14 protein-coding genes are annotated in these 14186 nt (G+C 37.8%); 11 read left to right on the top strand and 3 right to left on the bottom strand.

Translation table 11 applies throughout. The annotated features are described in order from the left end of the window. Positions 1-37: 37 nt before the first annotated feature. Positions 38-550, bottom strand: coding sequence for a hypothetical protein (locus FCJ93_RS03925; RefSeq protein ID WP_137742983.1), 513 nt, complete (start codon positions 548-550; stop codon positions 38-40). 229 nt (positions 551-779) lie between these two features. On the opposite strand from FCJ93_RS03925, the gene menC reads away from it, so the two are divergent. Together menC and FCJ93_RS03915 are read left to right on the top strand one after the other, a co-directional pair. After that, positions 780-1910 carry an o-succinylbenzoate synthase gene (gene menC, locus FCJ93_RS03920; protein ID WP_137742982.1) on the top strand — a complete coding sequence of 377 codons (1131 nt, stop codon included), beginning with the start codon at positions 780-782 and terminating at the stop codon, positions 1908-1910. Between the two features lie 277 nt (positions 1911-2187). After that, positions 2188-2556 (top strand): hypothetical protein, encoded by a 369-nt coding sequence (locus tag FCJ93_RS03915; protein WP_095308794.1) that lies wholly within the window; start codon positions 2188-2190, stop codon positions 2554-2556. 232 nt (positions 2557-2788) lie between these two features. Here the strand turns inward: FCJ93_RS03915 and FCJ93_RS03910 are convergent, their stop codons facing one another. Then, positions 2789-3703 carry a class I SAM-dependent methyltransferase gene (locus tag FCJ93_RS03910; protein ID WP_137742981.1) on the bottom strand — a complete coding sequence of 305 codons (915 nt, stop codon included), beginning with the start codon at positions 3701-3703 and terminating at the stop codon, positions 2789-2791. Positions 3704-3872: 169 nt separating this feature from the next. Here FCJ93_RS03910 and FCJ93_RS03905 point away from each other — a divergent pair, with 169 nt between their 5' ends. The 7 genes from FCJ93_RS03905 to FCJ93_RS03875 all read left to right on the top strand — a co-directional run bounded on the left by FCJ93_RS03905 (position 3873) and on the right by FCJ93_RS03875 (position 9544). Then, the gene (locus FCJ93_RS03905; protein WP_095308790.1) at positions 3873-4352 is read left to right on the top strand and encodes a GNAT family N-acetyltransferase; all 480 of its coding nucleotides are present in this window, start codon (positions 3873-3875) and stop codon (positions 4350-4352) included. Positions 4353-4830: 478 nt separating this feature from the next. Further along, entirely contained in the window at positions 4831-5637 is an 807-nt protein-coding gene (locus FCJ93_RS03900; RefSeq protein WP_095308788.1) for a basic amino acid ABC transporter substrate-binding protein, read from the top strand. Between the two features lie 130 nt (positions 5638-5767). Continuing rightward, positions 5768-6571 carry a formate/nitrite transporter family protein gene (locus tag FCJ93_RS03895; protein WP_095308786.1) on the top strand — a complete coding sequence of 268 codons (804 nt, stop codon included), beginning with the start codon at positions 5768-5770 and terminating at the stop codon, positions 6569-6571. A gap of 177 nt (positions 6572-6748) precedes the next feature. Beyond that, positions 6749-7570, top strand: a complete 822-nt coding sequence (locus tag FCJ93_RS03890; RefSeq protein WP_235879406.1) for a transporter substrate-binding domain-containing protein — start codon at positions 6749-6751, stop codon at positions 7568-7570. 78 nt (positions 7571-7648) lie between these two features. Next, complete coding sequence (locus FCJ93_RS03885) at positions 7649-8305, top strand: amino acid ABC transporter permease (protein WP_095308784.1); 657 nt, start codon at positions 7649-7651, stop codon at positions 8303-8305. Continuing rightward, a complete protein-coding gene (locus FCJ93_RS03880; protein WP_095308782.1) occupies positions 8302-9024 on the top strand; it encodes an amino acid ABC transporter ATP-binding protein in 723 nt (240 codons plus the stop codon). Before FCJ93_RS03885 ends, FCJ93_RS03880 begins: the two co-directional genes overlap by 4 nt. Before the next feature lie 106 nt (positions 9025-9130). Beyond that, a complete protein-coding gene (locus FCJ93_RS03875) occupies positions 9131-9544 on the top strand; it encodes a hypothetical protein (protein WP_095308780.1) in 414 nt (137 codons plus the stop codon). A gap of 162 nt (positions 9545-9706) precedes the next feature. Here FCJ93_RS03875 and FCJ93_RS03870 read toward each other — a convergent pair whose 3' ends face one another. Next, the gene (locus FCJ93_RS03870; RefSeq protein WP_095308777.1) at positions 9707-10921 is read right to left on the bottom strand and encodes an MFS transporter; all 1215 of its coding nucleotides are present in this window, start codon (positions 10919-10921) and stop codon (positions 9707-9709) included. A 274-nt stretch (positions 10922-11195) separates the two neighbouring features. Here FCJ93_RS03870 and FCJ93_RS03865 point away from each other — a divergent pair, with 274 nt between their 5' ends. Together FCJ93_RS03865 and recQ are read left to right on the top strand one after the other, a co-directional pair. Continuing rightward, on the top strand, positions 11196-11984 hold the full coding sequence (locus FCJ93_RS03865; RefSeq protein WP_137742980.1) for an HAD family hydrolase: 789 nt from the start codon (positions 11196-11198) through the stop codon (positions 11982-11984). A gap of 50 nt (positions 11985-12034) precedes the next feature. Further along, complete coding sequence (recQ, locus tag FCJ93_RS03860; protein WP_137742979.1) at positions 12035-14161, top strand: DNA helicase RecQ; 2127 nt, start codon at positions 12035-12037, stop codon at positions 14159-14161. Positions 14162-14186 lie beyond the last annotated feature (25 nt).

Here is a 14186-nt window from a genome sequence, read left to right as displayed (position 1 = left end):
AGGTCAGTCCGCTTTATGAGAGGACTGACCTCTTTCCTTATAATCCAGTCGTTTCGGACTCGAAGCTTTTCTTCATTTCTACACCGTGTTCTTTCGTTAATTTTTCAATATTGTAATTGAAGTCGCGAAGAAGCTTTCGCGCCTCATCGAGCATTGCATTGGCTTCCTCGATCATGGCACGGTCTTGATATTCTAATGCTGTGACGATACGTGTAAAAGCATTATATTGAGTGTTGACGCCTTCAATATAGCCTTCATGTATCGCGCGCAGCTCTTCTGACTCAAGACGGATGGCTTCCAGCTTATTCATAAATTCCTGGTAGGTCGGGATAACATCCATTAAAAGTACATCGTACAATAATTGATCAGATGTATAGTTGACACCAGTGACGCTGTCGTATGCTGAGACCGCTTCTGTTTCCAATCCAATAATATTGGCGAGATCATCATTTAAATAGGATTCCAATTCCTCCTTGATCGGATCCTCTGAAGAACAGGCACTCATCACCAAAAAGCAAAGAAAAATAGGGAACAACAGTATTTTTTTCAATGGTCCACCTCCATAACAATAATGTATGAAGGGGAACAGCCGAAAGGTTCATAAAAGTTAACTAAAAAAAGCGGAAAAAATTACACTTGTATCCGGTTTAGAGATAATTCTTTTACCAGATTATATGATCGGTTTTTTTCATGAAGTTCTTTCATTTCCACCACTGTAAGGTCATTTTATTGTAATATAATGGAATGAGACACTATAAATAAAGGAGTAGTATAGAGTTATGCTTATAAAACAAGTCGTTTTACACAGACTTCAGATGCAGTTAAAGGCTCCGTTTGCGACAAGTTTCGGTACGATGAAAGATAAGGAATTTTTTATAATAGAGATGGTCGATGAAGCTGGTTTTCGTGGTTTTGGTGAATCGGTTGCTTTCATAAGCCCGTGGTACACAGAGGAAACAGTTACAACAGTTGAGCATATAATGAAGGATTTCTTAATTCCGCTGCTTTTTCATGCCCCAATTAACCATCCTGATGATGTTTCAGTTCGATTTTCTCCAATAAAACGGAACAATATGGCAAAAGCCGCTTTAGAAGGGGCAGTATGGGATTTGTATGCAAAACGAAAAAAGCTCCCTCTTGCTACATGTCTGGGAGGTGGAAAAACAACTATTGATGTTGGAATCAGTATTGGTATCCAATCAACGATAGAAGAGCTGTTGCGAAAAATTGAGCAGTATGCTCTGGAAGGCTATAAGCGGGTGAAGCTGAAGGTTAAGCCTGGGTACGATTTGGAAGTGTTGAAAGAAGTAAGGAGAGCATTTCCTAATCTTCCGCTCATGGCGGACGCCAATTCAGCTTATACATTAAATGATATTGCCCATTTACAAAGGTTTGATGATTTTAACTTATTAATGATTGAACAACCTCTTGGACAGGATGACATCGTTGAACATGCAAAACTGCAAAAGGAACTTCAAACACCCATTTGTTTAGATGAAAGTATTTATTCACTTGATGATGCCAAGCTGGCCATTGAGCTAGGTGCATGCCAGATCATCAACGTTAAAGTAGGGCGGGTTGGCGGACTAACGGAAGCTAAGAAAATTAATGATTACTGCAAAGTTCATAACATTCCCATTTGGTGTGGGGGGATGCTTGAGGCTGGGATTGGGAGAGCACATAATATCGCCGTTACAGCATTGGATCAGTTTATTTTACCTGGAGACACTTCTCCTTCAAATCGTTATTGGGAAAAAGATATTGTTGTTCCTGAAGTGAAAATGGAACAAGGAGTAATACAAGTTCCGACTACCCCTGGTATTGGATATGAAATTGACTGGGCAACTGTTGAGAAATATCGGGTGGAAAGGCTCATACTTGAGAATAAGCAGAATAGGATAGGTATTTAATGAGACTTAATACCTCCGAGCTGTACAATGGAGGAATGTCTCTCAAGCTTTTGAAAGTCGTTTAGAATGTAACAGCTGCTACAGCACTTGCGCTGAACGTCTGCAAACGCATATTTAAATGGTTTCACTTTCCATTTGTCCATTAAACTAAGTATCATTTCAACTTGGGTAAATCCATGCATAATATTTATATCGAAACCTTTTAAGACAGTAATGCGTATAAGGTTAATGGTGTTGTTACTGTTATAAAAAGTAAATTTAAAAAGGAGTATTCATTATGACAAAGCGTTTTTCTATGGCGTTAATGATAATGGTGTTAGCTATTATAGCTTTATTATTAGCTGCTAAAAATCCAACAGGTCCCAATACAGTTTCATTTGCTGATCCGCTTAACTTATGGTTATCTCTTGGAACACTGGTTGTGCTATTATTTCCTCCATTAATATTGTCGTTTTTTAATCATTTTGTCTTAAATATTATTTTTGCCATTTATCAAGGCTTTGTAGTGTTGACCTTTTTAGGTCTTATTTTAGTAGGGTTTTTGATTCCAAGTATTTGGATTATTATCATTGGTGTTCTAGGTACTGTTATTGGGATTAGCAGTATTGTTGTGAGTTTTCTTGGGGGAGTTAAGAAAGCTTACTAGAAAGTAATTTTTTATGTTAAAGGTAGGAATTCTTTTTCATATCGGACTAATGGGATGTGCGGTTGATTTTTAGCTCCTTTCTGGGAACCAAAAATCAAATAATAAGTAACATGAGAAAGATTGGGTTTTGAATATCCCCATTTTCAGAAAAGTTGTTTGCAAAAGAATAAGCAAAAGCAGTAGAAAGCCCCTCAAGCATTTAAAGGCTGGAGAGGCTTTCTTACATGCACAATTATTTCTTAACAGCGTGGATATAATGTATTGTCTCAAATGCAGTTAAATAATCCGTTCTGTTATTAAAGAATAGCTTGTCTATTTTAGTTGGTGATAAATGTTCATAAATTAATAAACCAGATTTTTCAAGTATATTTTCTATTTCATTATAAGTGAAACTTGATTTCATAGGTTCTCCACTTGCTGCGGCCATTTTTACCATATTTTCAACTCTATTGGACATACCTTTTTCTTTAAAGAGTTGTTCATCTGCATAGTCAAACACAATAGAACTGCCTGGAGGGGCATTTTCAAATAAATGATTGATCAATGCCGTATTTTGTTCTTTCGTTAAATAATATGAAACGCCTAATAAGCTAAAGAACGTTTTTTTATTTTGAAATCCCCTCTTTCCTAAATCCTGATGAGAAAACTTAGTTGTAAAGTCCATTGGCACAAAATTGAGATTGCTCGGGACGTTAAGTTTAGCTTCTTTTAATCTTTCCTTTTTAAATTTTTGTGTTGCTGGATGATCAACTTCAAAAATTTGCAACAAGTCTTTTAGTTCTGGATACCTGAAGGAGAAAGAATCTAATCCAGCTCCAAGTATGACATATTGTTGGACACCTAACTTAATTTCATTACTTAATATTTGTTCACAATAGGCTGAGCGTGCTAAAGGTGTTGGAGAAAGCTGAACCTGTGTAATCCACTTTAAAATTTCTTCGGGATCATCTTTGAATCTTTGCTTAATATCACCGTTGAAAAACTGTACACCATTAATCATATTGTTACTGATCGCAGAAAACTCTTCATTGGAAATGAACTGGCATGCAATATAATCATCAAAAATTTTAGGAGAATCATATTTACTGTGATACGCACGTCCAAAAGCAGATATTAAGGAAGTTAAACTGGATTCATTTTTTTTCATACCATTTCTCTCCCATATATAAAAAATAAGGTACCCCTGGCCAGGAGAACCTTATTGTATAACATATAAAATTAAAAGTAAATTATAGCATAAACAAATTTTTTTGTCAACTTTTTTAACCTGATAAGAAGATGGAAATTAAATCAAAAAAGTTTAGAGGTGGCATTAAATGAAAAGGTATGCAACAAAAGATATACCGAAGAGTAGGATAGTGGATTTTTTTAAGCGCCATTGGGGTAGTCAAGAAATGGTCATTTCCAGCGGTGTTTATGATTGCAGTAAATTGGATGGTTTCACCATTGTAAATGATGAAGATAATATCATTGGACTGATAACTTACATCATTAAAGGTAAAGAGTGCGAAATAATCTCATTAGATAGTATTGAAGAAGGTAAGGGAGTAGGTACATCTTTAGTTCAGGAAGTAGAAAATCTCGCTGTTAAGGAAAATTGTCAACTTATAAAAGTGATCACTACAAATGATAATTTATTAGCATTAAAGTTTTATCAAAAACGAGGTTTTACTCTATCCAAAATATTAAATAATGCTGTAGAAAAGGCTAGAAGAATCAAACCTGAGATCCCATTGCTTGGCAATGATGGTATTCCAATCAGAGATGAGATTGAACTAATTAAGGTTTTAAATTAACGCTGCTTTTGTGATGACATAGAGTAGAGCACATATGATTTTCAAAAATAGAAGATGGAAATTTACCATTATGAAATCTAGATATTTTAAGCTTCTATTTACCAATATTCATAATCATTCATGACTTTTCGAAAGAACATTCATAATGGGATGCTTGAAGGAAGTTGCCACTTTACTCCATAAATTTATTGAGATTTTATGACGGGTCTCAGAATCTTAATATTACGGTTAAACACCGTCCTCCGATTAAATCATTTCGTCATGGAATGTTCCTTCTAACATGAGTGACTTATGAATTTCCTTCTATCACTTAAAAGCATTCTTTGTTATTTCGTTTTTATTCATCATTATACAATGATATGCTATAAAAATAATATTTTATAAAATTATATTGCATAAATAATCATATATTAGTATAATTAAAACATGTTAAATAGAATGAACTTACGAGAGTGTAAGACTAAAGGAGATTAGAAGCATGAAAAAACTAACAAAGCTTAGCTTTTTAATGATTTTAGCGATTACAATTGTCCTTTCTGGATGTGGAACGAATAGCACAACAGGTGGAGGAGATGAAGATAAGACCCTCAAACTTGTTACAAACGCTGCATATGCACCGATGGAGTACATGGAAGGGGATAAAATCGTCGGTTTTGATATAGATTTTATTGAAGCTGTTGCTGAAGAAGCCGGCTATGAATTAGATATTAAGCATGTCGGATGGGAATCCATGCTTCTCGAAGCGAAAGATAAAGTCGCGGATTTAGCGGTTGCTGCCATCACGATTAATGATGATAGAAAGGAAACATATGATTTCTCTGTTCCTTATTATTTATCTACTAATATGATTTTAGTAAAAGAAGGCAGCGATATTCAAAGCGCTGACGATTTAATAGGCAAAACCGTCGCGGTTCAAAATGGTACAACAGGGCAGGAGTCGGCAGAAGCACTGCTTGGCGTAAACAACGACAGCATTAAAAAATTTGAGGACAATAATTTAGCGATCCAGGAGCTGTTGAATGATGGAGCAGACGCTGTCATCGCTGATAATACTGTTGTCGAAACATATGTTAAAAATAACCCCGAGCAAAAGCTTAAAGTAGTAAGTGATGAACAAAACTTTGCCTCTGAGTTCTATGGAATCCTTTTCCCTAAAGGCAGTGAACTAAAAGAGGATTTTGACAAAGCTGTCAATACTATATTAGACAATGGAAAGTATGCAGAAATTTATAAGGAATGGTTCGGAACTGAACCCGATATAGAAGGGCTAAAAGCGGCACAGTAAAAGCTCATATTCCCTCCGCTCGTGAAAAACATACTCAAAATGTTCACAGGAAAATAGCACAAAATGGTATAAAATTGAGTATGTGTGTTATTTCACATAAAACTATAAAAGCGGAAGGAATGTTGATCCTATGGCTTCTTATAAACCTGAAGAAATTATTGATATTACGATTAACCACGGTGTGAAAAAGGCAAATTACCCCTTTTTGAAATCGCTGATATTGGGGTTTCAGGCTGGAGCTTTTATTGCTCTTGGCTATTTGCTTTACATACGTGTCACAGCTCCTCTCAGTGGTGAATTAGAAGGATTGTCCACTATTATTGGAGCGTCGTTATTCCCAATTGGCCTTATTTTAACGTTAATGGCTGGTGGCGAATTATTAACAGGCAATATGATGGCTGTCCCTCTAGCCAGATATGCGAAAAAGATAAAAACAGTGGCTTTAATAAGAAACTTAGCCATTATTACGTTAAGCAACTTTATCGGTGCGCTATTTGTTGCTTACTTTTTTGGGCATATAGTTGGTCTTACTGAGTCAGGTGTTTATTTAGAAAAAATGATTCATATTGCCGAACATAAACTGGATGGTTCATTTATTCAAGCATTTGTCTCAGGGATTGGCTGTAACTGGCTTGTAGCATTAGCCGTCTGGCTTTGTTACGGTTCAAATACGCCATCAGGAAAAATTTTAGGAATTTGGTTTCCGACGATGACTTTTGTTGCTATTGGTTTTCAACACGTTGTTGCCAATATGTTTGTCATCCCAGCGGCTATTTTTGCCGGTTATTTAAATTGGCTTGATTATATTTCTAATTTTACCCCTGTATTTTTAGGGAATTTAGTAGGAGGTTCCATTTTTGTGGCCATGCTGTATTGGCTTTCACTTCATCATCAGCAACGCAGCGGCGAAAAACAATCATTAAAGGCAAGTTAATGATTGAGGGGGGAATTTGTATAAATCCTCCTCCTGCTTGTAATTAATTCTATCTCAGTATAAAACTTTGCCGATAGTTTTTAGGTTGCGAACGTGATCCTAACTCAGTATAATAATGTTATATCTGAATTTAGAGAAAATTCAAAACTCGAAATTACTGTTGAGGGGGAAATTTTTGTGAAGATTGGTAAGAAGGTACGGTTCATTTTATTAATGGGGCTTGTCCTGATGGTGTCAGCTTGTGGAGCGAATGAAACTGGTTCGAAAGATTCAGAAAATAATGGCGGAAATGAGAAGAAAACACTAAGGCTCGTAACAGATGCAGCATATGCACCTATGGAGTATATGAATGGGGATCAAATTCTCGGTTTTGACATTGATCTAGCAAAAGCTGCTGCTGCGGAAGCCGGCTATGAATTAAAGGTTGACCACGTTGGTTGGGATCCGTTATTTGTTGAAATTGACACTGAAAATGCTGATCTGGCTATTTCATCGATCACGATCACGGATGATCGAAAAATGTCATATGATTTTTCCGTCCCTTATTACGCATCTTCAAATGAAATTTTAATTCCTGAAGACAGTGATATTCAAAGTGGTGCGGATTTAACTGACAAGGTTGTAGCTGTTCAAAAGGACACGACAGGGCATGAAATTGCAGAATCTATTTTAGGAAGCAATCACAAAAATATAAAACCTTTCGAAACGACTCCACTTGCGATTCAGGAACTATTGAGCAACGGGGCAGATGCTGTTATAGCAGATAAGCCGGTCGTAGATGAATACGTTAAAAACAACTCACAGCAAAACTTAGTTGTAATTACTGATGATAGTTTTGAAGAAGAATTTTATGGTCTATTATTTCCGAAAGATAGTAAACTGGTCGCAGAATTTAATGAAGCTCTGAACAAGCTTTTTGATAATGGAAAATATGCGGAAATTTATAAGGAATGGTTTGGTAAAGAACCGGATATAGAAGTGTTAAAGGCACAGCAATAATAGAGGAAGTTTACGACTCAAAATTGCGTAACCACACGTTTGTGTTACGCAATTTTTTTTCAAAAGAGGTGAGACGGCATGGATTTTCGCTTTGAATTAATTATGGATTATTTACCTTTCTTTTTAAGGGGAACATTGTATACGATTGGTATATCATTATTAGGAATTTTATTCGGAACGATATTAGGATTGCTTATTGGCCTTGGGAAAATGATGAAAAACAAAATACTTGCTTTCCCTTTTCTGTTATATATCTCATTTTTCCGCGGTACGCCATTTATCGTGCAAATCTTTATTATTCACTTTGGTGTAGTCCCGGCGATTATTGGCACGACCAATGGGATTGCAGCAGGAATTATCGGCTTATCACTAAACGCTGCCGCATATATTGCTGAAATCTTCCGAGCAGGAATTCAGTCAATTGATCGTGGTCAAATGGAAGCAGCCCGCTCATTAGGGATGAATCATGTTCAAGCGATGAGATATATTATTCTACCACAAGCGTTTAAAAGGATGATCCCACCGCTCGGCAATGAGTTTATCGTGCTATTAAAAGAATCTGCTATTACTGCCTTAGTTGCTGTCCCGGAGATTATGTATTGGGGTAGAGCGTTCCAAGGCCAATATTATAGAGTATGGGAGCCATACTTAACTGCTGCATTTATTTACTTTATTTTAACTTTAACATTAAGCTACTTATTAAGTCGTCTAGAAAAGAGGTTAGCAACAGAATGATCAAAGTTGAAAAGCTAAAGAAATCGTTTGGTGCTAATGAAGTTCTGAAGGATATCAATGCTTCGATCAAGCAACAGGAGGTTGTTGTGGTTATTGGTCCTTCAGGTTCGGGAAAATCAACCTTTCTCCGTTGTCTTAATTTATTGGAGTCCATTACAGGAGGACATGTCTTTATAGAAGGAATCGACATAACAGCAAAGACAACGGATATTAATAAAATCAGAGCGGAAGTCGGGATGGTATTCCAGCAATTTAATTTATTTCCTCACAAAACAGTGCTAGATAATATTATGCTTTCACCTATCAAAGTAAAGAAAATCGATCCTGCGAAAGCGAAAGAGAAGGCGCTAGAGCTACTGAGAAAAGTAGGATTAGAGGAGAAAGCCGATGCTTTTCCAGATTCGTTATCGGGCGGGCAAAAACAACGGGTAGCCATTGCGCGGGCATTAGCAATGGAACCGAAAATCATGCTTTTTGATGAACCTACTTCAGCGCTCGATCCGGAAATGGTTGGGGAAGTACTAGAGGTGATGAAGCAACTTGCAAAGGAAGGAATGACAATGGTTGTCGTTACGCATGAAATGGGTTTCGCCCGTGAGGTAGGTGATCGGGTCTTGTTTATGGATGGAGGCTATATCGTTGAGGAAAATGTTCCACACGAGTTGTTTGACAATCCCCAGCATGAACGCACGAAGGCATTCTTGAGTAAGGTTTTATAGATATGATATAGTAGAAGCCGAGCATTTTAAAGCTCGGTTTTTTAATTTGGGCAACTCAGTGTAACGTTCAACAATCAATTACGTCTAAAAGGATGAGGTGAAAAAAATGAAAAAACTATTATGGACAGTATTAACAGCCGTAACCTTACTAGTAATTACTGCTTGTGGTACAGGGAATGATGAAAATCAAGGAGCAGAGGAAAATCCTGATAATGAAACAAATGAAGTTGTTGAAGAAAACAACGAAACCAGTCATGCTGGTGATGATGAAGAAGCAGAAACAGATGAGCAAGTAACAGAAGACGATAGAGCTGTAATAAAAGAAGAGGCAACATACACTGGGATGCAAGATCCGCACTCTATTGAAGTGAAAACCGAGTCTGATGTACTGGCCTTACAAATTTTAGATCCGGGTGTTGCAGATGTTGACTTCGAAGCAATTGAACCGGATACGCCAGTTACTATTGAGTACTATCAAAATGAAGAGGGACAAAACATCCTCACAAATATTGAATTTTAGTAAGAGTAAAATGAGTTACTGAATTTTTTTCACTTAGTTATGTTAAACAAAATGGTAGAACATGTCATTTTACTGACTTGAAACGAAGGTTTCTCACGAAATGACCCAAAAATAACAACATCATATAATAAGAGCCCGCAGAAAAGCGGGCTCTTAAAAAATTTAAGCAGAATGCTTCACGAGTTTTGGGTTCTTTTGCATGGCAGCAAAGAGAAGAAACCCGCTTAAGAGCAGTAATCCACTTGTTATGAGGAAAACGGATGAAATGCCGAAATATCCAGCGATAAATCCGCCCATAACAGGTCCAATAACGTTTCCTAAAAAACGAAGGCTTGTGTTATATCCCAAGACTTCCCCCTGCATGGCAATCGGTGCTTCCTGACGAATATAAGCTACGCGCACGGGAATGATCCCACCAATAGCGACTCCAAGTGCGAAACGGATGACAACAAGCTGCCAAATGTTTGTTACAAAGGCACCTGGTAGATAGACAAGTCCTGCTATAAATAATAATACGATTAAAATTTTGATATAGCCGTAGCGATCCGCCATTTTCCCCCATTGACGAGCCATCATTAAATTTCCCAAACCAGCGGCAGAAAAGGCAATTCCAGAGAATAAAGCTAAATTAGCCGGACCATGAAGTTCACTTACATATAGAGATAGAATCGGCTGTATGCTAAAATGTGCTATTTGAATCAATGTTGAGATTAATAATACATTTAATAACAGTGGGTTCCGACTAATATGTTTAAAGACTTCTTTAGTCGTATAGGAGGTTTTTGTCCCTTTTACATCTTTCATTCTATACTCCTTTGTCGTAATGACAAGAGCGGCAGAAATGAAAATGGCGATTGAGGTCCATTTAAATGTGGCAGAATAACCGAAGGTATCCGCAAGTAAGCCGCCTAAGAGAGGCCCTATTAACTGTCCCGTAATCGTCCCTGTTTGGAGAGTTCCTAGCACTCTTCCAGCCATTTCTTTAGGTGTTTGTGTAGAGATAAAGGCTTGAGACATCGAGATGAAACCAGCAAATACTCCCATGAACATTCTTAATAAAAACAGCTGCCAAACGGTATTCACGAATCCCATCAGCAATATTGAACAGGCCATTCCAAATGCAGAAAAGATCAGGAGCTTTCTTCGTCCATACTTATCCCCGATCCTTCCCCAAAGAGGTGAGAAAATAAATGCGGTAACAAAGGTAACACCGAAGGTGATCCCTGACCAATGCTGGACATATTGGTCGGAAAAATTGCCGAATGAGTCAATATAAAGGGAGATAAACGGGAGAACCATCGTCATACTTCCCGCAATAAAAAAGTTTGCAAACCACATAATTTTAAGGTTGCGTTTTGCGATAAGTTGTTCGTCCATATGAACACTTCTTTCTAAGAAGAAATTTCGTTTTCCTAAATATTATAATAACTGAATTATGAAAAATTACAAGAATTTCACTTGACATTTAAGAAAACATTGGGATTGTCCGTGCCTTTTGCTGGAGAGAATGTTCGGATCTTTTAAGATTGCCTTAATAGGAATGAGTTGAAGCAAACACTTGGGCAATATAGGATCCTTCATCTATTTACTATTTCCCTTTTTCCTTGTACTCTTAATTTTAAGCTGAACATTTTTACGGGAGGGACTGAAAATGATTAAAGCTATTTTTTTTGATTTAGATGATACATTGCTTTGGGATCATAAAAGTGTGAAGGAAGCGTTTGTCGCAACATGCAAGGAAGCGGAGAGAAAATATGGTGTCGATCCGGAGGAATTAGAAGAGGTTGTTCGACGTGCAGCAACTAAGCTTTATGCGTCTTATGAAACGTATTCTTTCACAAAAATGATCGGGATAAACCCGTTTGAAGGATTATGGGGGAATTTTCACGATGATGGAGATGAGAACTTTCAAAAAATGAAGGCTCTCGTTCCTACTTATCGCAAGGACGCATGGACCCAAGGATTGTCAGCCTTAGGAATCGAGGATGCAGATTTTGGAGCGCAACTGGCTGAGCGATTTCCTTTGGAGCGTAAAAAGGCACCATTTGTTTATGAGGACACTTTTTCTGTATTGGACAAGCTAAAAGGACAATATAAATTATTGCTTCTTACAAACGGTTCTCCTGATTTGCAAAATACGAAACTAGCGATTACACCAGAAATTGCTCCATATTTTGACGAGATTGTGATTTCAGGAGCATTTGGGCGAGGTAAGCCCGATCCTACCATTTTTGAGCATGCGCTCCAACTTATGGAAGTTTCCAAGGATGAAGCTATTATGGTCGGAGATAACTTGATGACAGATATACTGGGAGCATCGCGGATCGGCATGAAATCCGTTTGGATCAATCGCCATGATAAGGAAAGAAATGACGTAGAACCAGATTATGAGATTCGCCATTTAGAAGAATTATTTCTGGTCTTGGAGACAGTAGAATAACAGTATTTAATCAGTATGAGGGACTCTCTCCTAAAAGTGAGGTTATGGAAATGCTAGAGCAAGCAAAAGAACTATTACAGGCCCATTTCGGCTATCCGTCTTTTCGAAAGGGGCAGGAAGCGGCAATTCAATCCATTTTTGCAGGTCAAAACACTGTCTGTATTATGCCGACTGGTGGAGGAAAGTCGATTTGCTACCAAATTCCAGCTCTCGTACTTCCGGGCACGACAATCGTCATTTCCCCGCTTATATCATTAATGAAAGATCAAGTGGACAGTCTCTTGCAAGTAGGAATTCCAGCGACTTTTATTAACAGTTCTTTAAGTGCGCAAGAAGCAACTGAACGGATGGAAGCTGCTATATACGGGGAGTATAAGCTTCTTTATATTGCGCCTGAGCGTCTGGAATCAAGTGTGTTTGTTGAGCAATTATCAGCCCTTGAGATCCCGCTTGTTGCTGTTGATGAGGCCCATTGTATTTCCCAATGGGGCCATGATTTTCGTCCAAGCTATTTGCAAATTCAAAGGCTTATCGAGCAGCTCCCACAAAAGCCGCTTGTGATGGCGTTAACCGCTACCGCAACTCCGCAGGTTCGCGTAGATATATGCAATACTCTTCATATTGATGATGAGAACACCATTATGACAGGGTTTGCCCGTGAAAATCTCTCTTTTCATGTTATTAAGGGGCAGGATCGCTACGCTTTTTTAAAAGAATATGTTAAAAAGAATGAGCAAGAGGGCGGAATTATCTACGCTGCAACAAGAAAAAACGTTGATCAACTTTATGAAAAATTGGCGAGAGAAGGCGTTCGCGTTGGTCGCTATCATGCAGGCATGAGTGATGTAAATAGAAAGAGGGAGCAGGAAAAATTCCTTCAGGATGAAACGGCGGTTATGGTTGCAACTTCAGCATTTGGTATGGGGATCGATAAATCGAATATTCGTTATTGCATTCATTATCAGCTTCCGAAAAATATGGAGAGCTATTATCAGGAAGCAGGACGCGCTGGGAGAGATGGGCTCGAAAGTGAGTGTATTGTTTTATATTCTTCACAGGATGTTCAAGTTCAAAGATTTTTAATTGACCAGTCTGCTGAAAGAATGCGGATTGCAGGAGAACTGGAAAAACTGCAGGCAATGGTCGATTATTGCCATACTGAAAAATGTCTTCAGACTTATATCCTTGAATATTTTGGACAGAGGAATGCATCGAAATGTGGGAAATGTGGAAATTGCACGGATTCCCGCTCAAGCGTTGACGTAACGAAAGAAGCACAAATGGTTTTATCCTGTATAATTCGTATGGGTCAACGCTTCGGAAAGACAGCAGTGGCACAGGTTTTGACAGGATCGAACAATAAGAAAATGAAGGAATTGAAATTTGATCGATTACCGACCTACGGGCTCTTAAATGACATGAGTATAAAAGAAGCAAGTGATTTCATTGAATTTCTCATTTCACAGGAGTTAATCGGAGTTGAACAGGGGCAATTCCCAACCGTCTTTGTCACACCAGCTGGAAAGGAAGTATTGCTGGGTAAACAACAAGTATACAGAAAAGAAGTAGTTGAAGTTACGCAAGTTTCTTCACAAGATCCTTTATTTGAAAAACTACGCCATATAAGAAAATCGATTGCCAATATTGAGAATGTACCTCCATTTGTCATCTTTTCCGATGCGTCTTTAAAGGACATGTGTGTAAAATTGCCGCAAACGAAGGAAGAATTTTTGCTAGTTAGTGGTGTTGGTGAAATGAAATTAGAAAAGTATGGAGCACCATTTATAAACGGAATCGAGGAGTTTTGTAAAGAAAATCCGGATAGGTCGAGGGAAAAACTGATACCACCAGTGGCTAAAAGAAAAAAGGGAGAGAAAAATTCCCACCTTGAAACATATAAGCTGTTTAAAGAAGGGCTATCAGTGAAGGAAATTGCAAAGACCAGGGAAATGGCAACGAGCACGATCGAGAATCATATCCAACAATGTATGGCGGAAGGACTGGATATTGCAGTGTCTGAGATTATTCCAGATCAATACTTGCCGCTCCTTGAACAAGCGGTAGAAGAGGTGGGATCAGAAAAGCTGAAGCCGATTAAAGAGTTACTTCCAGATAAAATATCTTATTTAATGATTAAAGTATTCCTGCGTTCGTTCAAAACGAAAAATTCCCTTTAAAAAAGGTACTGCTCTGATTAGGAAG

It is taken from the genome of Robertmurraya siralis, from assembly GCF_005502275.1.
Lineage (GTDB): Bacteria > Bacillota > Bacilli > Bacillales > Cytobacillaceae > Robertmurraya > Robertmurraya siralis.
Note: the sequence above shows the minus strand (reverse complement) of the source record. Positions and strands in the feature narration are given on the sequence as shown.